Genomic DNA, 21,170 nt, shown 5'->3' with positions numbered 1-21,170 from the left:
CTTTGGAGCATGGGTCTTTGCGGATGCACTTAGAGGCAGACCCATGACCCAGGAAACCGGCGGCTTCGCCGCTTTTAATCTTAATCCGAATATTCTTGCAGCCGTCATTGCGACTGGCTACGAAGAGCCTTCGGCTATTCAGCAGCAATCGATCCCGATCATCATGGCCGGTCACGACATGATTGGTCAGGCGCAAACCGGTACGGGTAAAACCGCTGCGTTCGCCCTGCCGATCCTGCATCGCATCGATCCTGCTAAGCGCGAGCCGCAAGCCCTGATCCTGGCGCCAACCCGTGAGTTGGCGCTGCAAGTAGCAACCGCTTTCGAAACCTACGCCAAGCAAATGCCGGGCGTTACCGTTGTGGCCGTTTACGGCGGCGCCCCTATGGGTCCACAACTGAAAGCAATCCGTAATGGCGCGCAGATCGTTGTCGCCACTCCGGGCCGTCTGTGCGACCACCTGCGTCGCGACGAAAAAGTTCTGTCGACCGTGAACCACCTGGTTCTCGACGAAGCGGACGAAATGCTCAAACTGGGTTTCATGGACGACCTCGAAGTTATCTTCAAGGCTCTGCCTCCAACCCGTCAGACCGTATTGTTCTCGGCCACCTTGCCGCAGTCGATCCGTGCCATTGCCGAACGCCATCTGCGCGATCCGCAACACGTGAAGATCCAGACCAAGACTCAGACCGTTACCGCGATCGAACAGGCTCACCTGTTGGTTCACGCTGACCAGAAGACCTCGGCTGTATTGAGCCTGCTGGAAGTTGAAGACTTCGATGCCCTGATCATGTTCGTGCGCACCAAGCAAGCGACCCTGGACCTGGCCAGTGCCCTGGAAGCCAAAGGCTACAAAGCCGCTGCGCTGAACGGTGACATTGCTCAAAACCAACGTGAGCGCGTGATCGAATCCCTCAAGGATGGCCGTCTGGACATCGTTGTGGCGACCGACGTTGCTGCTCGTGGCCTGGACGTTCCGCGTATCACTCACGTGTTCAACGTTGATATGCCGTACGACCCAGAGTCCTACGTTCACCGTATCGGCCGTACCGGCCGTGCCGGTCGCGAAGGTCGTGCGCTGTTGCTGGTGACTCCACGTGAGCGCCGCATGCTGCAAGTGATCGAGCGTGTAACCGGTCAGAAAGTTGCCGAAGTTCGCCTGCCGGACGCTCAGGCTGTTCTCGATGCCCGCATCAAGAAACTGACCAACAGCCTGTCGCCGCTGGTGGCTGATGCCGAATCGACCCACGGTGATCTGCTGGATCGCCTGACTGCCGACATCGGTTGCACCCCGCGTGCACTGGCCGCTGCTCTGCTGCGCAAGGCAACCAACGCTCAAGCGTTGACCCTGGCTGCCATCGAGAAAGAACGTCCACTGGTGCCGAACAACGCACCGCGTGGCGATCGTCCAGAGCGTACCGGTGATCGTCCGGACCGTGGTGATCGTGAGCGTCGTGCTCCGGTTCCATTGGCCGAAGGTCGTGCTCGTTGCCGTACCGCGCTGGGTGCGCGTGATGGTATCGCTGCCAAGAACCTGCTGGGCGCTATCCTCAATGAGGGTGGTCTGGCTCGCGAAGCAATCGGTCGCATCCAGGTGCGTGACAGCTTCAGCCTCGTTGAGCTGCCGGAAGATGGTCTGGAGCGTCTGCTGACCAAGCTGAAGGACACTCGCGTTGCTGGTAAGCAGTTGAAGCTGCGTCGCTATCGCGAAGATTGATCCGCTCTCGGGCTGATTGATCGAACATAAAAAATCCCCGACTGGTTCGGGGATTTTTTTTGGGCGCCGTTTGTAGCAGCTGTCGAGCCTGCGAGGCTGCGTTCGGCTGCGAAGCAGTCGTAAAACCTGCAAGCACGGTGCGCCTGAAACACCGCGGCGTCTGATTTCACGACTGCTGCGCAGCCGAACGCAGCCTCGCAGGCTCGACAGCTGCTACAGGGTTATTCCGTCACCGACCCGCCACCGGCCGTGATCACTTGCACGCTCATGCGTGGTGTCGCCAGGTCTAGCCCGGCTTCGTCCAGGTGCCGCTTGAGTGACAGGTTGAACGCTCGGGACACTTCCCATTGCTTGATCGGCGCGGTCTTGAACCGGGCGCGAAGAATCGCGTTGCCCGACTCGAAACTCTCGACACCCTGAATCTCCAGTGGCGACCAGATGTTGCGCCGTTGCAGTGGGTCGGTGCGCATCTTCTGGCCGACGTCGCGCATCAGTTTGATCGCGTTATCGATGTCCATGTTGGAAGGGATCGCCACCCGGAAAATCGCGTAGCCGAATTCCCGGGAGTAGTTCTTGATGCTTTTGATTTCGCTGAATGGAATGGTGTGGACGATGCCGTCAATGTCCCGCAGGCGTACGGTACGAATGGTCAGCCCTTCGACGGTGCCCAGGTGGCCGCCGACGTCGACGTAGTCGTCGATGGCCAACGAGTCTTCGATGATGATGAACAGCCCGGTGATCAGGTCCGCCACCAGCGACTGCGCACCGAAACCGATGGCCAGACCAATCACGCCGGCACCGGCCAGCAGTGGCGTGACGTTCATGCCCATGTTTGCCAGGGCGACGATCAACGCAATGATGAAAATCGCCACGAACAACACGTTGCGGATCAGCGGCATCATCGTCTGCGCGCGTGCATTTGCCAGGCCTTTGCGCGAACGGGTGAGGGCGTGGTGCACGGCGGTGTCGCTGAGAATCCAGATCAGCCAGGCAAAAATCAGCGTGCCGCCGAGGCTGAACAGTTTGACGCTGACTTCATGGCCTTCGCCTTCGGTGAAGCGGATCAGCGACATGCCCCAGACCCGCAGGCCGAGTTCGATGAACGCCAGCCACACCAGCAAATGAGCGAGTGTGTAGAAGAAGCTTTTCAGGCGCTCCGAATACAGCGCATGACGCTTCACGCTGCGCTGTGGTTTGAGTGAATGGCGGCGCACCAGGCCGTTGATGACCATGCACAACACCAGCAGCACCGTGCAGATCAGCGACTGACGCAGCGCAGTGCTGGTATCGCCGGCCGAGACGAACGTGGCAAACAGCGAAATCCCCACCAGCACCAGCGCCGGCATGTACCAGAAGGTCCCGAGAATCTCGATCGTGTCGCTGAGGGCGCGGCGGGTCAGGCGCCGGGACAGCGGTTGGTTGCGGATCAGGTGGGCGATGGGACGACGGAACCGCAGGATGAACAGCCCCGTGGACAATGCCGCCAGTACGTTGGCGACCGTCGAGGCAGTGTGCGCCAGATGACTGCCAAGGCTTTCGACCAGTCGCGGATCGCTCAGGGCTTCACCGAAGGCGGCGAAACTGCCGATCAGCCACAGCGGCCGAAAGGCTTGATGCCGCAGGATGTACAGGGCGCGGTGGCGGTGTGGGCCGTCGAGCAGCGAAAAGGCGATCACGCAGATCGCCGAAAAACAGGTGCCAACCACCAGCGCATAAGCCAGCACCATGGCCAGGCTTTTGCCCAGTGACGAGGGCAGGGCGTAGCTCATGTAGACCGTCATCACCAAGGCAATCAGCCACGGCCCGAGTTTGCGCAGGGCGAAGCGCAACATGTCCAGGGCCTTGGGGTGCTGCGGCAGTTCTTCGGTCAGGCCGAAGCGCATCCGCACCCGGTGGCCGACCCAGATCAGCGCGGCGGCCAGCAAACTCCAGACCATCAGGATCATGGCAAAGGCAAAGATGATCGGTAGCCATTCATTGGTCGGGAGCACCAGCGCTGACAGTTCATCCTCAGCCAGTTTGAACTCTTCGGACCAGCGAGTGAGAGGGCTGTCCGCGCCTGAAAACTGTTTTTCGAAACTGGCCAGGGTGCCACCGATCAGACCCAGGACGCCTACTTCGGTGGCTGGCTGGGCCTTTTTGGTGGCATCGCGCAGCTTCTTCAAATCCGCCAGCAATTTGCTGCGTTGCTGATCGTTCTCCAGCGACTTGATGACTTCGTCCAGGGATTGCCCCAAGGGCTCTTGCGCCTCTGGCTGTTTTGCCGAGCTGTTGAGCAGGCTGGGCAAGCCGACCGCCTGGGCGGGTGCCATCGGCAGCAGCGTCATGAGGCAGACAAGGAAAAAACACGGCAGGGCAAAAAGACGAGCGAACACTAGGCGGTCAACCTCGGGATGAGCGGATCGACCGAGTGTACGAGCCCGTCAAAATCAATGCGAGCCAGGGGTGAGGATTTATTCGTTGAGTTTGGCGAGGATCTTGAAAATCACGGTGGCGAGGATCATCAACATGCCGATCCACATGGCGAACACACCGACGTTTTTGTCGCGAAAATTGAAGCCGATTGCCAGCATGATCATCCCGGAAAGAATCGGGATCAGCATGGCGTGAAACGAAGACAACGAGATCATGAGCGACTGCCTTGTCGGAAGGGGTGGTTAAAGTCTAGGTGGCTTTTGAGCGATCGGTGGTGAGCTGTATCAGAGAACAGCGAGACCACTGTGGCGAGGGAGCTTGCTCCCGCTGGGCTGCGCAGCAGCCCTTAAAAATGTTGCGGCTGCTGCGCAACCGAGCGGGAGCAAGCTTCCCCGCCACAGGGTTTGTTACGGCAGCTCGTGGCAGGCGTAAAACGCGCTCAGCACTTTGACCAGGTGCGCCAGATCATGGCTGCCGCACAGTTCACGGATCGAATGCATGGCGAAGGTCGGCAGGCCGATGTCCACGGTGCGTACGCCCAGGTGGCTGGCGGTGATCGGGCCGATGGTCGAGCCGCAACCCATGTCGCTGCGCACCACGAAGCTCTGTACCGGCACTTCTTCGGCCATGCACAGGTGGCGGAAGAACCCGGCGGTTTCGCTGTTGGTGGCGTAGCGCTGGTTGCTGTTGACCTTGATCACCGGGCCGGCGTTGAGTTTCGGGCCGTGGTTGGCGTCGTGCTTGTCGGCGTAGTTGGGATGCACGCCGTGGGCGTTGTCAGCCGAGACCAGCAGGGATTTCTGAATGGTGCGCACGAACTCATCGCCTTCAGGCAGCAGGCGACGCAGCGTCTGCTCCAGCATCGGGCCATCGGCGCCGCAGGCCGAGCAGGAACCGACTTCTTCGTGATCGTTGCAGACCAGCACGCAGGTTTCGTCGGTTTCGGTGGTCAGTAAGGCTTGCAGGCCGGCATAGCACGACAGCAGGTTGTCCAGGCGCGCCCCGGCAATGAAGTCGCCGTGCAGGCCGATGACCGCAGCGCTTTGGGTGTCGTAGAAGCTCAGCTCATAGTCGAGCACCACGTCGGCGTTCAAGCCATGTTCGCGAGCGAGTTGGTCGGTGAGCACGGCGCGGAAGTCCACGCGCTCGTCACCGGCAAATTGCGCAAGGATCGGCGGCAGTTCGGTCTGGGCGTTGATTGCCCAGCCCATGTTGGCTTCACGGTTCAGGTGAATGGCCAGGTTCGGGATGATGGCGATCGGCGCCTTGAAGTCGACCAGCTGGCTCTCGACCTTGCCGTCACGGCGGAAGGTTACGCGGCCGGCCAGGGACAGGTCGCGGTCGAACCATGGCGCCAGCAGTGCGCCGCCATAGACTTCGACGCCCAGTTGCCAGAAGCCCTGACGTTGCAGTTCCGGCTGGGGTTTGACCCGCAGGCACGGGCTGTCGGTGTGCGCGCCGACCAAGCGAATGCCGCCGTGCAGGGGCGAATGACGGCCCATCTTGAACGCGACGATCGACGAGTCGTTACGGGTGACGTAGTAACGACCGTTGGCTTCGGTGGTCCATGGCTCGCGCTCGTCAAGGCGTTGATAGCCCGCCGCTTCCAGGCGCTGGACAAGGCTGGCGGTGGCATGGAATGGGGTAGGGGAGGCCTTGAGGAAATCGATCAGGCCTTGGTTCAACTCTTCGCGCATAAGTAGCTCCAGACAGCAATGGCGCCAGTTTAACGTATTGGCTCACGGCATTGCAGAGACAATGCCGTTCGACGTACGCCAGCTGCCGATTGGCGAAGAGGATGAGTCAACCGGTGATCAGCGTGCCATTGAGGAACACTTCGCGACGTTGCTTGCGGCCCACATATTCATGTTTGCTCGCGAGGTACACCTCGTTGAATTTTTCCTTCGAGATCCCCGGGATCTGTCGAATGTAGTCGTCCACCAGTCGGTCATAGGCGGCTTCGGTGATGAGCTTGTAGATGTCCCGGCGATAGAAGAAGCCCAGTTGAAAGCCGAGGGTTTCGCTTTGATGATTTGTCTGCCCGGCAAAGCAGTTTTCAAAGTCGATGGCTTTGAGCGGAGTCTGTGGTGTTTGCGGGATCATGATGTTGCCGGCCCAGAAATCCATGTGCGTAATGTTCTTCCGGGACAGGGAAGTCAGCAATTCGAAGGCGTCGAGAATGAATGTTTCGACGTTGTCCGGGTTGCGTTTAAGCCATTGCACGCCGTCGATATGATCGTCGAGCAGGCGCGTGATAATGAAATACTCCTGGGTCAGCCCCAGTCGGTCCTTGGTGTAACCGAACCCTTGCAGCGGCGGCATTTGCACGCCACGGCGTTGTGCTTCGAGCGTATTGATCAACTCTTCCAGCGGCCAGTCGAACCGGCCATTGCACTGCGGTTTGCCAAAGGTCACGCGCACTTTTGCCTTCAAGGTATCCAGCGGCTGGACCTTGGCAAACAGCGGCGCATCGCCGGAGGTCAGCGGCGCACTCGCACGGGTCAGCTTGTGGGCACGTCGTTTGTGTATGAGCTGTTCTAGGGCTTGTTGTGCTTCGGTAGAAGGCTGCTCGCTAAGGTGCAGCGTGGTGTTGAACAGGCAGAAGGTGAGCGGGTAGTCGTCTTGGAATGTCTTGTTGCTGAGCACGAGGGCTTCCTGCCTGATATCAAAGTGCTGGCATTTTACGTTTCATTACAAATTCATGACAATATTTTCACGCCATTTTCACGTCGATTTGTAACAAGAAACAAGAACGCCCTTCAATGGAAGGGCGTTTTTTGGTTAGGCGGCTGCTTAAAAAGGAGCAGGGCACTCGAAGCGCATGCGTTCGCCGCTTTGCGGGTGAGTGAAGCTCAGCATGCTCGCGTGCAGACATAACCGTGGCCAGGCGGCCAGTGCTTGCTCGTGGGCATACAGCCCGTCACCCAGCAGTGGGTGGCCGATGGAAAGCATGTGCACGCGCAACTGATGGGAGCGACCGGTGATCGGCGTCAATTCGACACGACACCAATCGCCGCAACGCTCCAGTACGCGCCAGAAGGTCAGGGCATGTTTGCCGAATTCATGGTCCACCACATGGCGTGGCTTGGTCGGCGGGTCGTAGCGCAAGGGCAGATCGATGCTGCCACTGTCCAGTTCCGGTTGTCCCCAGCACAGGGCGGTGTAGGCCTTTTCGGTTTCGCGGTCGTGAAATTGCCGAGACAGTTCGCGATGCGTATCCGCATCACGGGCCAACAGAATAATGCCGGAGGTTTCCCAGTCCAAACGATGGACGATTCGGGCTTCCGGGTAACCGTTTTCCTGCAGACGGGTAATCAGGCAGTCCTTGTTGTCATCGGCCCGGCCAGGGACGGAGAGCAGCAGGGTCGGTTTGTTCACCACCAGTACGGCGGCGTCCTGATGGATGATGCTGATGTTGGACAGCGGCATTAAAACAGCCTCGTAACAAACGCCAACGGCGACTCAGGCCCCTTCCTTTAATAGAAGGGGCCTGAGCCGCCGTGGCTCCAGCCGGATCGACTCAGCGGTCAGGCAGGGTGATATTGAGTTCCAGAATCGAGCAGCTGCCCTGGTTTTCCAGAGCGACGTGCACGTCATCGGACCCGATATTGACGTACTTGCGGATGACCTCGACCAATTCCTTCTGCAAGGCTGGCAGGTAGTCCGGTGTACTGCGTTGGCCGCGTTCGTGCGCCACGATGATCTGTAGACGCTCTTTCGCTACCGACGCGGTGCTGACCTTTTTGCTGGCACGAAAGAAGTCAAAAAGATTCATTATCTACCTCCAAACAGGCGCTCGAAGAATCCCTTCTTCGTTACATCGAGAAAACGATGCTCCACGGTTTTGCCCAGCAGACGATCGACCGCATCGCTGTATGCCTGACCGGCATCGCTCTGGTCGTCGAGAATGACTGGCACGCCCGAGTTGGAAGCTTTGAGTACCGCTTGGGATTCCGGAATGACACCCAGCAGGGCGACCGCCAGAATCTCTTTGACGTCTTCGACGCCGAGCATCTCGCCGTCACTGACGCGTTGCGGGTTGTAGCGGGTCAGCAGCAGGTGTTCCTTGATCGGCTCTTCGCCCTTTTCAGCGCGGCGCGATTTGCTGGCCAGCAGGCCCAGCATGCGGTCCGAGTCACGAACCGAGGACACTTCCGGGTTGGTCACGATAATCGCTTCGTCTGCGAAGTACATGGCCAGGTGGGCACCTTTTTCGATGCCGGCCGGAGAGTCGCAGACCACGTATTCGAAGTCTTCTTTCAACGCCATCAACACTTTTTCCACGCCTTCGACGGTCAGCGCGTCTTTGTCGCGGGTCTGACTGGCGGCCAGTACGTAGAGGTTTTCCAGGCGTTTGTCTTTGATCAGGGCTTGTTGCAGGTTGGCTTCGCCGTTTACCACGTTGACGAAGTCATACACCACGCGGCGCTCGCAACCCATGATCAGGTCGAGGTTACGCAAACCGACGTCGAAGTCGACGATAACTGTTTTGTGACCGCGCAGTGCGAGGCCGGTACCGATAGCAGCACTGGTGGTGGTCTTACCCACACCACCCTTGCCGGATGTAACCACGAGAATCTTGGCCAAGGTGTTTCACCCCTAAGGAAAAAGGACATTTAGCCCCTGAAAAACATCTCTAGAAAAACTACTGCAGTCGGACAGCCTTGGCTGGAATTCGGTCCAGAACGGCGCTTACCTCGGGTAAACACTGCCTATAGCCTTTTTCCTACTTCGTTTGAGCCGTTTTCGCTACGTTTTAGAGATGCTTGGAAAATGCGGCAGTATCCGTTAAAGCCGAATGATGTTCAACACATCGCCCGACAGGCTGACCTGTACGCCCGCGCCCCACAAAGGGTCGCGACGCAGATCCTCCGAAACCTTGTAGTGGCCCGCGATGGAAACCAGTTCAGCGCTCATTTGCTGACAGAAAATCCTGGCTTTCGTGTCGCCTTTGACGCCGGCCAACACTCGACCACGCATCGGGCCGTATACATGGATGTTCCCGTCGGCGAGAAGTTCCGCCCCCGGGCTGACCGACGAGATCACCACCAGATCGCAGCCCTGGGCATAAATCTGCTGCCCACCGCGCACGGGCGAGGTGATGATCTTCGTTGGCTTGATAGTCGGCTCCGGCGGTTTTTCCGGTATTTTCTTGACCTGGCCTTCGAGCGGGTCCAGCGGACGCTCACGGGCGCCGGACGGTGGCAGCACTGGCAGGTCGACCGCGATGGCCGCGGCGATGTCTTCGATGCGGCTGGCCCGGATCGCCAGGGTACGCAGGCCATGCTGGCGGCAAACGCGCATCAGGCCCGGCAGATCGACCGCGCCTTCGCTGGCCGGGAGTTTGTCCAGGGCCAGCACCAGTGGCGCGTTACTAAAGAAGTTCGGCGCCTGGGCAACCTTGGCGGCCAGTTGACGATCGAGGTTCTCGAGGTCGTTACGGGCCAGTTCCAGCACCGTAATGGCGAGCATGCTGCCCTTCAGCTGGAACACGGGATCTTGGTCTAGCGGTTCGGTTTGGCTCATGGTCGGCATACAACGACTTGTCACTAAAAGTGCCGAGACTTATAACGAGAACGCCCGCGAGCCGCAAGCCGGGTCTAACGATGTAGAATGCGCGGCCATTGTCTTTCCGGAACCTTTAATGGATCGCCCGCGTTTTCGAACAGCATTTCTATCTCCCCGTTTCTGGCCGCTGTGGTGTGGCTTGGGGCTGTTGTGGCTGATTGTGCAGCTGCCGTATCCGGCGTTGCTGTCGATCGGTCGCGCCCTGGGTGCATTGATGTATCGAGTAGCGGGCGACAGACGGCGCATTGCCAAGCGCAATCTCGAACTGTGTTTCCCTGAAAAAACCGCTGCCGAGCGCAAGCGCCTGCTCAAGGAAAACTTCGCCTCCACGGGCATCGCGTTTTTCGAGATGGCGATGAGCTGGTGGTGGTCGCGCGAGCGTCTGGCGAAGCTGGCCCATGTCGAAGGGCTGGAGCATCTGAAAAAAGCCCAGCGCGACGGCAAAGGCGTGATCTTGATGGCCGTTCATTTCACCACGCTGGAAATCGGCGCGGCGTTGCTCGGCCAGCAGCACACCATTGACGGCATGTACCGCGAACACAAAAATCCGTTGTTCGACTATGTCCAGCGCCTGGGGCGCGAGCGGCACAACGTCGATTCGCTGGCGGTGGAGCGCGACGACGTGCGCGGCATGCTCAAATTACTGCGCGCTGGCCGGGCAATCTGGTACGCACCGGATCAGGACTATGGCGCCAAGCAAAGTATCTTCGTGCCACTGTTCGGGATTCAGGCCGCCACCGTCACCGCCACCAGCAAGTTTGCTCGGTTGGGCAAGGCGCTGGTGGTGCCGTTCACTCAGGAACGTCTGGCGGACGGCAGCGGTTATCGACTGGTGATTCATGCACCGCTCGAGGGTTTCCCCGGCGAAACCGAAGAGGCCGACTGCCTGCGGGTCAACCAATGGATCGAAGGCGTCTTGCGCGAATGTCCGGAGCAATACCTTTGGGCTCATCGCCGCTTCAAGAGCCGTCCCCCGGGCGAGCCGAAGCTGTACGCAAAACGCGGTTGAACCACCGTCCTTATAAGCACCATGGAGTGTTGCGATGAGTCCTGCTGAACCGGTTACAGGGTTGATTCTTTCCGGCGGCGGGGCTCGGGCGGCTTATCAGGTTGGTGTGCTGGCGGCGATTGCCGAGCTGTTGCCGGTCGGCGCGAATAATCCGTTTCCGGTGATCGTCGGCACCTCGGCCGGCGCAATCAACGCGGTCAGCCTCGCCAGTGGGGCGATGGATTTTCGGAGCGCGATTCAACGTCTGACAGCCTTCTGGCAGGGCTTTCGCAGTCATCTGGTGCTGCGCAGCGACTGGCCGGGCGTGATCCACCAGGCCAGCCGATTTGTCAGCCACAGTTTGCTCGGGATTGGCGCTCAGGTGCCGGTGGCCTTGCTCAACAGTTCGCCGCTGCGCCGATTGCTCGACGACAAACTGCAAATGAGCGGGATTGCCGAGGCCATTGCACAGAAGCAGTTACAAGCGGTTGCGGTGACCGCGTTCGGCTACGAGTCCGGTCAGGCGGTGACCTTTTATCAGGGCGGCGGCACCATCAATGCCTGGTTGCGCCATCGGCGAATCGGCGTCCCCACGCAATTGACTGTCGATCACTTGCTGGCCAGTTCCGCCATTCCGCTGTTGTTTGCGCCAGTGAAAATCGGTGAAGAGTATTTCGGCGACGGCGCAGTACGTCAGTCGGCACCGATCAGTCCGGCGCTGCACCTGGGCGCGAGCCGAGTGCTGGTGGTGGGCGTCAGCGGCAACCCCCGCGGCGTCGACCCGGAACAACCGCTGCAACGCGCCTATACCGGCCAGCAGCCGAGCCTGGCACAGATCGGTGGGCACATGCTCAACAGCACGTTCATTGACAGCCTGGAAAGCGACATCGAGTTGCTGCAGCGGCTCAATCAGTTCAGTCATCTGATGCCCGCTGGCACGCCAACGCGCGCACTGGGTGTAGCGCCGGTGGAAGTGTTGGTGATTTCGCCGAGTCAGCCGATCGATGAGATTGCGGCGCGGCATCGGCAGGAATTGCCGGCAGCGCTGCGCCTGTTTCTGCGCGGACCGGGGGCGACCAAGACGAGCGGGGCGGGGGTGCTGAGTTATCTGCTGTTCGAGGCGGGGTATTGCAGCGAATTGATTGATTTGGGGCGGCGGGATGCGTTGGCCAAGCGCGGGGAGCTGTGCCGGTTTCTCGGGTTGGCGGAGCCTGCCGTTACAGCTTGAGATCGGCGGTGTGGCCATCGCGGGCAAGCCCGCTCCCACAGGTTTTGTATCGTCCACATAATCGACGAACGACACAAAACCTGTGGGAGCGTGGCTTGCCCGCGATGGCGTCCTTACAGACGCCGCCGGATCAGAAGTGAACCTTGACCAGGAAGCTGGTTACGCTCTGATCGGTTTTGAAGCCCTGACTGTCTTCAATACCGTACTTGTTTTTCCAGTAGTCATACTCGACACCGACGTACAACTGCTTTTCACCAAGGTTCAGCGCCTTGCCCAAGTCGTATTTGACCTGTGGGTTGAAGTGCAGGTTGGCGTGGTATTCGCCTTTTTTGTTGACGTCGTTGTCGACCACCCAGTCCATGAAACCGTCGATCAGGATGTTCGAATCGCCCACCGGGATGGTGTAGGACCAGACCGGAGTGACCTGCCAGATATTGTCACCTGGGCGGTCGCCTTCGGTATGACGGTTGTAGAAGTTCAGCTGGAAGTAGTCGAAGCCCGGGATCGCCAGGTCGAAACCAGGACCGATCAGGTAGGACTCGGTATCGTCTTCACCGAACTCGTAAGTCATGGCCAGCAGTACGTCTTTGACCGGGCCAAACGCAAATTTCTGATCGAAGATCTTATTGAACGACAAGCGTGGGCTGAATTCACCGTAGTGAGTGTTCTTACCCGCGAAAGCGTCTTCCTTGCCGTTGTAGAAGATCTTGTCGATGAAGAAGAAGTTGTCGCCGTATTTCCAGCCATCGGCGTGTTCAAAGGTCACCGTCTGCTGAATGCGTGGGTTGACCTGGAAGTCCTTGCCATACAGGTAGGTCAGGCTGTTGTTCTGCCATTGCAGCAAGTCGCCGGCCATGGCCTGGCCCCCGGCCAGCAAAGATCCCGCCAGCATCAGGCTAGTGCACGTACGTTTCATTCGGTTGCTCCCAAAAAGTAGGTGGTTCCACGTTATTTTTTTAAGGTCGGCGCTCTGGTGTGGCGCCTTTTTCTGTAGCTGTAAAAAATCATCCAATCGGTCAGTTTCAGTGCTGTTAGCAAGAGCTGAGCCAAGGCTTTTGAAAAGCCAAAAAACTCCCGCTCGGCGGCTCAAGAGCAGTCGATTGAGAGTGTTTTTGGAGTGCCTTGGTACTGTCCAGCGCCGGGATAAGTTGGCTTTCTGGTCAGGAATTAAATCCGGGCTTTTTTTTAGACCAGATTCGGGCGGCCGCGGAGAATACTGACTCCTTGGCCAGGTCTCAAGTGCCCCGCAACAGCGCACCGACGACAGGTTTGGAGCGCGGTTGCGGGCCATTTTAGAAGTGCACCTTCACCAGCAGGCTGGTGGTGTTCTCATTGGTGTCGAAGTTGTCGGTGTTTTCGATGCCGTATTTGTCTTTCCAGTAGCTGTATTCGACGCCGACGTACACCTGCTTCTCCCTCCAGCCCAAGGCCTTGCCCAGGTCATATTTGATCTGTGGGTTGAAGTGCAGGTTGGCGTGGTAGGTGCCCTGTGAGTTCTGGTCGTTATCCACGACCCAGTCGATGTAGCCGTCGATCAACAGGTTCGAGTTGCCCAATGGCAGGGTGTAGGACCAGGCCGGCGTGATCTGCCAGACATCGTCGCCGGGACGCGAGCCTTCGGTCTGGCGATAGTAGAAGTTCAAGGTGAAAAAATTGAAGCCCGGTACCGCGAGGTCGAAACCGGGGCCGATCAGATAGGCCTCGGTGTCGTCTTCGCCATTCTCGTAGGTCATGGCCAGCAACACGTCCTTGATCGGGCCGAATTCGAAACGGCGGTCGAGGATTTTACCGAAAGACAGGCGCGGGCTGAACTCGCCGTAATAAGCGTGAACGCCTTTGTTCCGGTCTTTCTCGCCGTTGTAGTAAGTGCTGTCGACGAACAGGAAGTTGTCGCCGTACTTCCAGCGGTCGGCGTGCTCAAAGGTTATCGTCTGCTGGATGTGCGGGTTGACCACGAAATCCTTGCCGTACAGATAGCTCAGGCTGTTGGTCTGCCACAGCAGCAAATCGCCGGCCATGGCCTGGCTGGCGACCAATAGACCAGCGCCTAACAGCATGTTTGTCTGTGTCCGAATCATCTGTTGCTCCCTCTTGTTTTTATTTTCAAGGCGCAGGAAACCCCGGCCCCTGTAGGAGCGAGCCTGCTCGCGATAGCGTTGAATCAGTCAACACAAGTGTTGAATGTCATACCGTCATCGCGAGCAAGCTCGCTCCCACAGGGTTCTGTGGCGTTATTGGGTTAGTGCGGGTGGGCTTGGCAGTCGTTGATGGCCGCGCGTTCGGCGCCGCCGAGGATGTTGAACAGCAGGTTCAGCGACAGCGCACTGAGCGTGGCCATGGCGATTCCGCTGTGGGTGATCGGGCTCATCCACAGCGGAAGGTGGGCGAAGAATTCCGGACGGACCACCGGGATCAGCCCCATGCCGATGCTCACCGCCACCAGCAATTGATTGCGACGGTCACCGATGTCGGCTTCCTGAAGAATCTTGATGCCGGTGGCGGCGACCATGCCGAACATCGCAATCGCCGCGCCGCCCAGTACGGCAGGTGGAATCGAGGCCACCAGAAACGCCGCTTTCGGCAACAAACTCAACACCACCAGCAAACCGCCGGCGACGATGGTCACCGAGCGGCAACGCACGCCGGTCATCTGCACCAGGCCGATGTTCTGCGCGAAAGAGGAGTGGGTGAAGGTGTTGAAGAAACCGGCGAAGAACGAGGCGCCGGCATCACACAACAAGCCGCGCCGGAGCATGCGTGGGCAGACGTCCTGGCCGGTGATTTTGCCCAGTGCCAGGAACATTCCGGTGGACTCGACGAAGATGATCACCACCACCAGGCACATGGACAGAATCGGTGCGAGTTCGAATTTCGGCATGCCGAAATGCAGCGGGGTGACGAATTGCAGCCACGGCGCCTGGGCCATGCCGCTCAGGTCGACCATGCCGATCAGGCCGCAGAGTACGTAACCCAGGCACATGCCTATCAGCACGGAAATGTTGACCCAGAAACCGCGCATGAAGCGGTGGACCAGCAGAATGGTGGCCAGCACCAGTGCGGCGATGGCCAGGTAAATCGGTGAGCCGAATTGTGCGGCACCTGCACCGCCGCCGGCCCAATTCACGGCCACGGGGAACAGCGACAAACCGATCGAGGTGATGACCGTGCCGGTCACCAAAGGCGGGAAGAAGCGTACGACTTTGGACATGAATGGCGCGATGATCATGCCGAAGAATCCGGCGGCGATGGTTGCGCCGAAGATCCCCTGCAGACCGATGCCCGGCATGCCGGCCATGGCGACCATGCTGCCGACAGCGGCGAAACTGGCGCCCATCATCACCGGCATGCGGATGCCCATGGGGCCGATGCCCAGCGACTGCACGATGGTAGCGATCCCGGCCACCAGCAGGTCGGCGTTGATCAGGAAGGCGATTTCTTCACGACTCAGGCCAGCGGCCTGTCCGATGATCAGCGGCACTGCGATGGCTCCGCCGTACATCAGCAGAACGTGTTGCAGGCCAACCAGGATCAGTTGCAAAAGGGGCAAACGCTGAATGGCGGGTGCGTCGGGGATGCGCGCTTGGGATAGCTCGGACATGCAACACCTCGGATCTTTTTTATTCTTGTGATTTTGTGCATCAGGGGGACCGCAGTGCGGCCATTCGCGGGCAAGCCTCGCTCCTACAGGTTTGGGGGTGATTTGCGTCATTTGCGAACGACGCAAAACCTGTAGGAGCGAGGCTTGCCCGCGAAGCTTTTCAACGGTTAGTTGGTTGGAGCTCCCTGCACAATCCACGCGCCGATCAAGTCACGTTCCTGCTGGGTCATCTGGGTGATGTTGCCCAGTGGCATGATCTGGCTGGTGACGGCTTGAGCCTGGATACGCGCCGCGTTCTGACGGATCTGCTCGGGGGTATCGAACATCACGCCAGCCGGTGCCGCACTGAACAGCGGGCTGGTTGGTTTGGCCGAATGGCAAACCGCGCAACGTTCCTGGATCACGCTGTGAACCTTGTCGAAACCGGGGCCGGCGTTGGACGCCTGAGCCGGTGCAGCGGCAGGTGCAGCAGGTTTCGCCGCTTCAGGTTTCACACCACCACCGAGGGCAGTTTCCGGCAACGGCTGGTACTCGATGGTGCCAGGTGCCTTGGCCACTTCAGGAGCGCTGGGCATCTGCGCCGGGCCAGTCACGTAAGCCAGGCAGATCATGCCCACGGCCGCAACGGGCAGGGTCCAGGCAAATTTGTGGCTGTCATGACGGGTGTTGAAGTAGTGACGCACCAACACCGCCAGCACCGCGATCCCGGCCAGGATCAGCCAGTTGTATTGGCTGCCGTAGGTGCTCGGGAAGTGGTTGCTGATCATGATGAACAGCACCGGCAAGGTGAAGTAGTTGTTGTGACGCGAACGCAGCAAGCCTTTGGCCGGCAGCGCCGGATCCGGCGTGCGGTTCTCGGCAATCGCGGCAACCAGTGCGCGCTGCGCCGGCATGATGATGCGGAACACGTTGCCGACCATGATGGTGCCGATGATCGCGCCGACGTGCAGATACGCACCACGACCGCTGAACACTTTGCTGAAGCCGTAGGCCGCGCCGATGATCAGCACGAACAGGATTCCGCCTAGCAGGGCAGGGCGTTTGCCCAGGGCCGAGTCGCACAGGAAGGAGTAGACGAACCAACCGACGAACAACGAGGCAATGCCCAGCGCGACCCCTTCAGGACCGGTCAGGCTGCTGCCCGGAGCCAACAGGTACAGCGTCGGGTTGGAGTAGAACACCACGCACAGCAGCGCGATCCCCGACATCCAGGTGAAGTAGGCTTCCCATTTGAACCAGTGCAGGTTGTCCGGCATGGTCGGTGGAGCCAGTTTGTATTTTTCCAGGTGGTAGATACCGCCGCCATGGATCGCCCACAAATCGCCCGCCAGACCGCTTTTCGGGTTGACCCGATTGAGGTTGTTTTCCAGCCAGACGAAATAGAACGACGCACCGATCCAGGCCACGCCAGTAATCATGTGAACCCAGCGCACGCTCAGGTTCAGCCATTCCAACAGATGTGCTTCCACAGTCTTTACCTCTCGCCTGTCACTCTGTTGTCGAGTGATCAGACCTTCTCTTATTGGTGGGGGGCGAGGATCAAACGCTCATCCTCTTTGAAAAAATGCTCATCGCAGTTATTGCCTGTGCCACTGCGATCAACCACCAGGAAGTCATCCCGCTTTTCGATCGTCAGCACCGGATGGTGCCAAACGCCGCGATGGTAATTAATGCCCTGCCTGCCGTTGGTGACGAAGGCGCGGACCAAGCCTGATACAGGTTCATCGCCAAGTGGCGCGACCACGATCAGAAAGGGGTTGCCGAGCAGCGGAATGAAAGCCTGGCTGCCCAGCGGGTGACGCTCCAGCATGCAGACGGTCAGCGGCATGTCCTGCGCGTCGGCGCGGAAGATGCTGATGATCGCGTTGTCCTCTGGCGTGGCGGTTTCCACCGTCGCCAGTTTATGGAAGCGCATGGTCGAACCGTTGTTGATCATGAAGTGATCGCTGCCGTCGGTTTCGATCACGTCACCGAAAGGGGCGAAGGCTTCTTTGGTCAGCGGTTCAATCGTCAGTGTGCGCATGCTGTTCTTTTCCGAAATCTATGTTGTTGGTTCTATTGCCATCGCTGGCAAGCCAGCTCCCACAGGTTTTGTGTACACCACAGCCCACTGTGGGAGCGGGCTTGCCCGCGATTGGGTTCACCCTTATTTAGCGACCTTGCCCAAAACGCGCAGGCGGCTCACACCACCATCCGGGAACACGTTCAGGCGGATGTGGGTGATCGGGCCCAGCGCCTTGATCTGCTCGGCGAAGGTGTGTTCGGCGTGCATTTCCAGTTTCTGCGCCGGCAGCAGTTCACGCCAGAACAGCGATTGGGTTTCGATCTGGCTGTCGGTGCCGCCCTTCACGAACGCGCCCTGGATAGAGCAGGTGTCCGGGTAGTTGCCCTTGAAGTGCAGGGTGTCGACGATGACTTTCTCGATTTCGCCGGCATGACCCAGCGCGACGATGACCCAGTCATTGCCCGGCGTGCGACGACGTGCGGTTTCCCAGCCGTCGCCCATGTTGATGCCACGGCCAGGGTTGAGGATGTTGCTCATGCGACCGAAGTGTTCGTCAGAGCAGGCGAGGGCGCGGCCACCGTTCAGGGCTGCTGCCAGGTCAACTTGCTCGTTGTCGCCGACAGCGGACCAGTCGCGGAACGGAATACCGTAAACACGCAGGCGGGCCACGCCACCATCCGGGTAGATGTTGAAGCGCAGGTGGCTGAAGGCCTGGTCGTTGTTGATTTCGTGGTAGTGGTGGCTGTTGCCTTGCAGCTCGACGGCGGACAGCACTTCAGTCCACTGGGTGTTGTCGTCCGGCTCGCCCGAGGCCAGGAAGCACGCTTCCAGGGAGGCCGACGGCGGGAAGTTGCCGGTGAAGAATGAAGTGTCGATGTCCACGCCTTTGATAGAACCCGGTACGCCCAGGCGGATCACGGCGCTGTCGTAGCCTTCGAAGCGCTTGCGGCGCGACTCCCAGCCGTCCATCCACTTGCCGTTGTCATCGAACACGCCCTCCTTCCACACAGCCGGGGTCGGCTGGAACAGGCGGTTGGCATCAGCGAACCAGTCATCGGTGACCGAGATGATTTTGGTGCCCAGGCGGGCGTCGGCCAGGTTGACGAACTTCTCGAAAGGTACGGCGTAAGCTTTCATTCTTCTTGTCTGCCTTTAATAAGTTGGCTTGGGATGCTTGCAGTGCCCTGGGTGCTGTGTGCGTTTGAGAACACTCGGGCAAGGCTCGCTATAGGGTCAGTAATCGGAACAGGGCGATCTTGTTGATCTCCGCCAGCGCGCACTTGAACTCGGTGTCTTGCGGGTTGTGAATGCGCGTTTCGAACGCCGCGAGGATCTGATGCCGGTTGCTGCCTTTTACCGCCATGATGAAGGGAAACTTGAACTTGGCTTTGTAGGCGTCGTTCAGCTCGGTGAAGCGAGAAAACTCTTCGGCCGTGCATTGGTGAATACCGGCGCCAGCCTGTTCATTGGTGCTGGCTTCGGTAAGCTGGCCCTGGACGGCGGCTTTGCCGGCCAGGTCCGGGTGAGCGTTGATCAGGGCCAGTTGACTGGCATGATCGGCGCTCAACAGGATGTCGCTCATGCGTTGGTGCAGGGTTTCGATCTGGTCGATCGACGCGTCCTGGCCCAGGTCGAAGGCCTTTTCGGCCACCCATGGCGAATGTTCGTAGATGTCGGCGAAGGCAGCGACAAACGCGTCGCGGCTCAGGGTCGAGGGCTTCAGGGTTTGGAAGTGGCTCATTTCGCGGCCCCTTGGTACGGGTGGGTTTCGTGCCAGTGGCGAGCGATGTCGACGCGACGGCTGAACCACACCTGTTCATGACTTTTAGCGTATTCGATAAATCGTTTGAGCGAGGCCAGGCGCGCCGGACGGCCGATCAGGCGGCAGTGCAGGCCGATCGACAGCATCTTCGGTGCTTCGGCGCCTTCAGCGTAAAGCACGTCGAACGCATCCTTGAGGTATTCAAAGAAGTCGTCGCCCTTGTTGAAACCCTGGACCTGGGTAAAGCGCATGTCGTTGGTGTCCAGCGTGTATGGAATCACCAGGTGCGGCTTGCCGGTCGGGTTGTTCGGTTCCCAGTAGGGCAGGTCGTCGTCGTAGGTGTCGCAGTCGTAGAGGAAACCGCCTTCTTCCATCACCAGACGACGGGTGTTCGGGCCGGTGCGGCCGGTGTACCAGCCCAGTGGGCGCTCGCCGGTGATTTCGGTGAGGACGCGGATCGCTTCGAGCATGTGCTCGCGTTCCTGCGCTTCGTCCATGTACTGGTAGTCGATCCAGCGATAGCCGTGGCTGCAGATCTCATGGCCGGCATCGACCATCGCGCGGATCACGTCCGGGTGGCGCTGGGCGGCCATGGCCACGGCGAAGATGGTCAGCGGAATGTCGAATTCCTTGAACAGTTTCAGAATCCGCCAGACGCCGGCACGGCTGCCATACTCGTAAAGGGATTCCATACTCATGTTGCGCGCGCCTTGCAGCGGCTGCGCCGAGACCATTTCCGAAAGGAAGGCTTCAGATTCTTTATCGCCGTGCAGGATATTGCGCTCGCCGCCTTCTTCGTAATTGAGCACGAAGGACAAGGCGATGCGGGCATTGCCCGGCCAGTGTGGGTGAGGAGGGTTACTGCCGTAACCGATCAGGTCGCGTGGGTAGTCAGCGCTCACTGCAGTCTTCCTTCTTATTCGTTCGACTTGTTCAAGGTCAGGTTTGTGAGGCGGCCTGCAGTGTGATGACAGGCTGGCGTCACAGCGATGGGCTGATTGTATACAACTTTACATCCACTTTGTAAGCCTGTTTTTTTGCATTTTTCACTGGCGGTCATCTACACATGTTATTGCAAGAAACCTGCCTGATCGGTCAGCTAATGGATAGAAGGTCCTTTGATCCTATGGCTCGGTGGCAGATTCGCCGGGAATCCCTGAATGACGGGCATAACGCTAAAAATCTCGTTTTTATTGTGTACAATTTTTTTGAAAAGTGTCTTAATCAGTCGCTCGCCGCAGCGTTTCGTGCTCCGAATCGGTGCGGTCTCCTTTACAACTGACTTCGGGAGGCGCGAGGTCTGACTGCTCCACGCAGGCAGGCGCGCAGAATCAATGGGACGTTTGACTACTCACGTTTTAGACGCTGCACATGGTTGCCCGGGCAGCTCGATCAAGGTCGAGTTGTACCGCGTTGAAGGTTCGCAGCTGGAATTGGTCGCCACTGCGATAACCAACAGCGACGGCCGGGTCGATGCACCGCTGCTGCAAGGTGATGACTACCGTTCCGGGGTCTATCAGGTTCAGTTTCATGCGGGCGATTACTACCGCGCCCGTGGCGTTCAGCTGCCGGAACCGGCGTTCCTGGATGTGGTGGTGCTGCGTTTTGGCATCTCTGCGGAACAGGATCACTACCACGTGCCGTTGCTGATTTCGCCGTACAGCTATTCGACCTACAGAGGAAGCTAGGACTTTCCCCCCAAAAATCCTGCGCATATAGCTTCTTTGGTCTTTCGCCCGCTCACACTGCGGGCTTTTTTTTGCTCTGAGGAATGTGGTGCATGTGTCGACGCCTTCGCGAGCAGGCTCGCTTGTATGTTTAGACTTGAAGGGGTGGGTGGGACTACAGACTCGATTCTGACTCTGACCAGTACAGACCGTGGGAGACTT

20 protein-coding genes are annotated in these 21,170 nt (G+C 59.1%); 4 read left to right on the top strand and 16 right to left on the bottom strand.

The window, feature by feature from the left end:
- Window positions 1-43: 43 nt before the first annotated feature.
- Window positions 44-1,717, top strand: coding sequence for a DEAD/DEAH box helicase (locus tag QF010_RS33005; protein ID WP_008146183.1), 1,674 nt, complete (start codon window positions 44-46; stop codon window positions 1,715-1,717).
- Window positions 1,718-1,938: 221 nt separating this feature from the next.
- Here the strand turns inward: QF010_RS33005 and QF010_RS33000 are convergent, their stop codons facing one another.
- The 8 genes from QF010_RS33000 to minC all read right to left on the bottom strand — a co-directional run bounded on the left by QF010_RS33000 (window position 1,939) and on the right by minC (window position 9,658).
- On the bottom strand, window positions 1,939-4,092 hold the full coding sequence (locus QF010_RS33000; RefSeq protein WP_033057169.1) for a mechanosensitive ion channel family protein: 2,154 nt from the start codon (window positions 4,090-4,092) through the stop codon (window positions 1,939-1,941).
- A 78-nt stretch (window positions 4,093-4,170) separates the two neighbouring features.
- Entirely contained in the window at window positions 4,171-4,347 is a 177-nt protein-coding gene (locus QF010_RS32995) for a hypothetical protein (RefSeq protein ID WP_185753141.1), read from the bottom strand.
- 192 nt (window positions 4,348-4,539) lie between these two features.
- A complete protein-coding gene (locus tag QF010_RS32990) occupies window positions 4,540-5,829 on the bottom strand; it encodes a M18 family aminopeptidase (protein WP_033057168.1) in 1,290 nt (429 codons plus the stop codon).
- Between the two features lie 106 nt (window positions 5,830-5,935).
- Window positions 5,936-6,778: a protein kinase family protein gene (locus QF010_RS32985; RefSeq protein ID WP_429534765.1), complete on the bottom strand. Its 843-nt coding sequence runs from the start codon at window positions 6,776-6,778 to the stop codon at window positions 5,936-5,938.
- A gap of 147 nt (window positions 6,779-6,925) precedes the next feature.
- Window positions 6,926-7,561, bottom strand: coding sequence for an RluA family pseudouridine synthase (locus QF010_RS32980; protein WP_033057166.1), 636 nt, complete (start codon window positions 7,559-7,561; stop codon window positions 6,926-6,928).
- A 91-nt stretch (window positions 7,562-7,652) separates the two neighbouring features.
- On the bottom strand, window positions 7,653-7,907 hold the full coding sequence (minE, locus tag QF010_RS32975; protein WP_007898843.1) for a cell division topological specificity factor MinE: 255 nt from the start codon (window positions 7,905-7,907) through the stop codon (window positions 7,653-7,655).
- Complete coding sequence (gene minD, locus QF010_RS32970) at window positions 7,907-8,719, bottom strand: septum site-determining protein MinD (protein ID WP_033057165.1); 813 nt, start codon at window positions 8,717-8,719, stop codon at window positions 7,907-7,909. Before minD ends, minE begins: the two co-directional genes overlap by 1 nt.
- Before the next feature lie 201 nt (window positions 8,720-8,920).
- Window positions 8,921-9,658 carry a septum site-determining protein MinC gene (gene minC / locus QF010_RS32965; protein ID WP_033057392.1) on the bottom strand — a complete coding sequence of 246 codons (738 nt, stop codon included), beginning with the start codon at window positions 9,656-9,658 and terminating at the stop codon, window positions 8,921-8,923.
- Window positions 9,659-9,776: 118 nt separating this feature from the next.
- Between minC and QF010_RS32960 the strand changes: the two genes are divergently transcribed.
- Together QF010_RS32960 and QF010_RS32955 are read left to right on the top strand one after the other, a co-directional pair.
- A complete protein-coding gene (locus tag QF010_RS32960; RefSeq protein WP_033057164.1) occupies window positions 9,777-10,709 on the top strand; it encodes a lipid A biosynthesis lauroyl acyltransferase in 933 nt (310 codons plus the stop codon).
- A gap of 34 nt (window positions 10,710-10,743) precedes the next feature.
- Window positions 10,744-11,916, top strand: a complete 1,173-nt coding sequence (locus tag QF010_RS32955; RefSeq protein ID WP_429534764.1) for a patatin-like phospholipase family protein — start codon at window positions 10,744-10,746, stop codon at window positions 11,914-11,916.
- Window positions 11,917-12,046: 130 nt separating this feature from the next.
- On the opposite strand, the gene QF010_RS32950 is transcribed toward QF010_RS32955, so the two are convergent.
- From QF010_RS32950 to puuE, 8 genes are all read right to left on the bottom strand, one after another.
- Window positions 12,047-12,832 (bottom strand): outer membrane protein OmpK, encoded by a 786-nt coding sequence (locus QF010_RS32950; RefSeq protein WP_033057162.1) that lies wholly within the window; start codon window positions 12,830-12,832, stop codon window positions 12,047-12,049.
- Window positions 12,833-13,208: 376 nt separating this feature from the next.
- Window positions 13,209-13,994, bottom strand: a complete 786-nt coding sequence (locus QF010_RS32945; protein ID WP_429534763.1) for an outer membrane protein OmpK — start codon at window positions 13,992-13,994, stop codon at window positions 13,209-13,211.
- 161 nt (window positions 13,995-14,155) lie between these two features.
- Window positions 14,156-15,514: a nucleobase:cation symporter-2 family protein gene (locus QF010_RS32940; RefSeq protein WP_429534762.1), complete on the bottom strand. Its 1,359-nt coding sequence runs from the start codon at window positions 15,512-15,514 to the stop codon at window positions 14,156-14,158.
- Window positions 15,515-15,681: 167 nt separating this feature from the next.
- Window positions 15,682-16,983 (bottom strand): urate hydroxylase PuuD, encoded by a 1,302-nt coding sequence (locus QF010_RS32935; protein ID WP_429534761.1) that lies wholly within the window; start codon window positions 16,981-16,983, stop codon window positions 15,682-15,684.
- Between the two features lie 50 nt (window positions 16,984-17,033).
- A complete protein-coding gene (locus QF010_RS32930; RefSeq protein WP_008005655.1) occupies window positions 17,034-17,537 on the bottom strand; it encodes an ureidoglycolate lyase in 504 nt (167 codons plus the stop codon).
- 123 nt (window positions 17,538-17,660) lie between these two features.
- Window positions 17,661-18,656, bottom strand: coding sequence for an allantoicase (alc, locus tag QF010_RS32925; protein ID WP_033057158.1), 996 nt, complete (start codon window positions 18,654-18,656; stop codon window positions 17,661-17,663).
- An 88-nt stretch (window positions 18,657-18,744) separates the two neighbouring features.
- Window positions 18,745-19,260, bottom strand: coding sequence for a 2-oxo-4-hydroxy-4-carboxy-5-ureidoimidazoline decarboxylase (uraD, locus tag QF010_RS32920; RefSeq protein WP_033057157.1), 516 nt, complete (start codon window positions 19,258-19,260; stop codon window positions 18,745-18,747).
- The gene (puuE, locus tag QF010_RS32915; RefSeq protein ID WP_059404690.1) at window positions 19,257-20,183 is read right to left on the bottom strand and encodes an allantoinase PuuE; all 927 of its coding nucleotides are present in this window, start codon (window positions 20,181-20,183) and stop codon (window positions 19,257-19,259) included. The genes uraD and puuE overlap by 4 nt, the downstream gene beginning before the upstream one ends.
- 432 nt (window positions 20,184-20,615) lie before the next feature.
- Here puuE and uraH point away from each other — a divergent pair, with 432 nt between their 5' ends.
- Window positions 20,616-20,969, top strand: coding sequence for a hydroxyisourate hydrolase (gene uraH, locus QF010_RS32910; protein WP_008146146.1), 354 nt, complete (start codon window positions 20,616-20,618; stop codon window positions 20,967-20,969).
- The last annotated feature ends 201 nt before the right edge of the window (window positions 20,970-21,170 follow it).

This window comes from Pseudomonas silensiensis (assembly GCF_050434865.1).
In the GTDB taxonomy this organism is placed as follows: Bacteria; Pseudomonadota; Gammaproteobacteria; order Pseudomonadales; family Pseudomonadaceae; genus Aquipseudomonas; species Aquipseudomonas fluorescens_W.
Note: the sequence above shows the minus strand (reverse complement) of the source record. Positions and strands in the feature narration are given on the sequence as shown.

Bases quoted from the DNA above. Each gene is read 5' to 3' on its own strand.
- uraH (WP_008146146.1), top strand. From the start codon at position 20,616: ATGGGACGTTTGACTACTCACGTTTTAGACGCTGCACATGGTTGCCCG.
- QF010_RS32990 (WP_033057168.1), bottom strand. From the start codon at position 5,829: ATGCGCGAAGAGTTGAACCAAGGCCTGATCGATTTCCTCAAGGCCTCC.
- QF010_RS32940 (WP_429534762.1), bottom strand. From the start codon at position 15,514: ATGTCCGAGCTATCCCAAGCGCGCATCCCCGACGCACCCGCCATTCAG.
- QF010_RS32980 (WP_033057166.1), bottom strand. From the start codon at position 7,561: ATGCCGCTGTCCAACATCAGCATCATCCATCAGGACGCCGCCGTACTG.
- QF010_RS32950 (WP_033057162.1), bottom strand. From the start codon at position 12,832: ATGAAACGTACGTGCACTAGCCTGATGCTGGCGGGATCTTTGCTGGCC.
- minC (WP_033057392.1), bottom strand. From the start codon at position 9,658: ATGAGCCAAACCGAACCGCTAGACCAAGATCCCGTGTTCCAGCTGAAG.
- QF010_RS32960 (WP_033057164.1), top strand. From the start codon at position 9,777: ATGGATCGCCCGCGTTTTCGAACAGCATTTCTATCTCCCCGTTTCTGG.
- uraD (WP_033057157.1), bottom strand. From the start codon at position 19,260: ATGAGCCACTTCCAAACCCTGAAGCCCTCGACCCTGAGCCGCGACGCG.
- QF010_RS32930 (WP_008005655.1), bottom strand. From the start codon at position 17,537: ATGCGCACACTGACGATTGAACCGCTGACCAAAGAAGCCTTCGCCCCT.
- alc (WP_033057158.1), bottom strand. From the start codon at position 18,656: ATGAAAGCTTACGCCGTACCTTTCGAGAAGTTCGTCAACCTGGCCGAC.
- minE (WP_007898843.1), bottom strand. From the start codon at position 7,907: ATGAATCTTTTTGACTTCTTTCGTGCCAGCAAAAAGGTCAGCACCGCG.
- QF010_RS33005 (WP_008146183.1), top strand. From the start codon at position 44: ATGACCCAGGAAACCGGCGGCTTCGCCGCTTTTAATCTTAATCCGAAT.
- QF010_RS32995 (WP_185753141.1), bottom strand. From the start codon at position 4,347: ATGATCTCGTTGTCTTCGTTTCACGCCATGCTGATCCCGATTCTTTCC.
- QF010_RS32945 (WP_429534763.1), bottom strand. From the start codon at position 13,994: ATGATTCGGACACAGACAAACATGCTGTTAGGCGCTGGTCTATTGGTC.
- QF010_RS32955 (WP_429534764.1), top strand. From the start codon at position 10,744: ATGAGTCCTGCTGAACCGGTTACAGGGTTGATTCTTTCCGGCGGCGGG.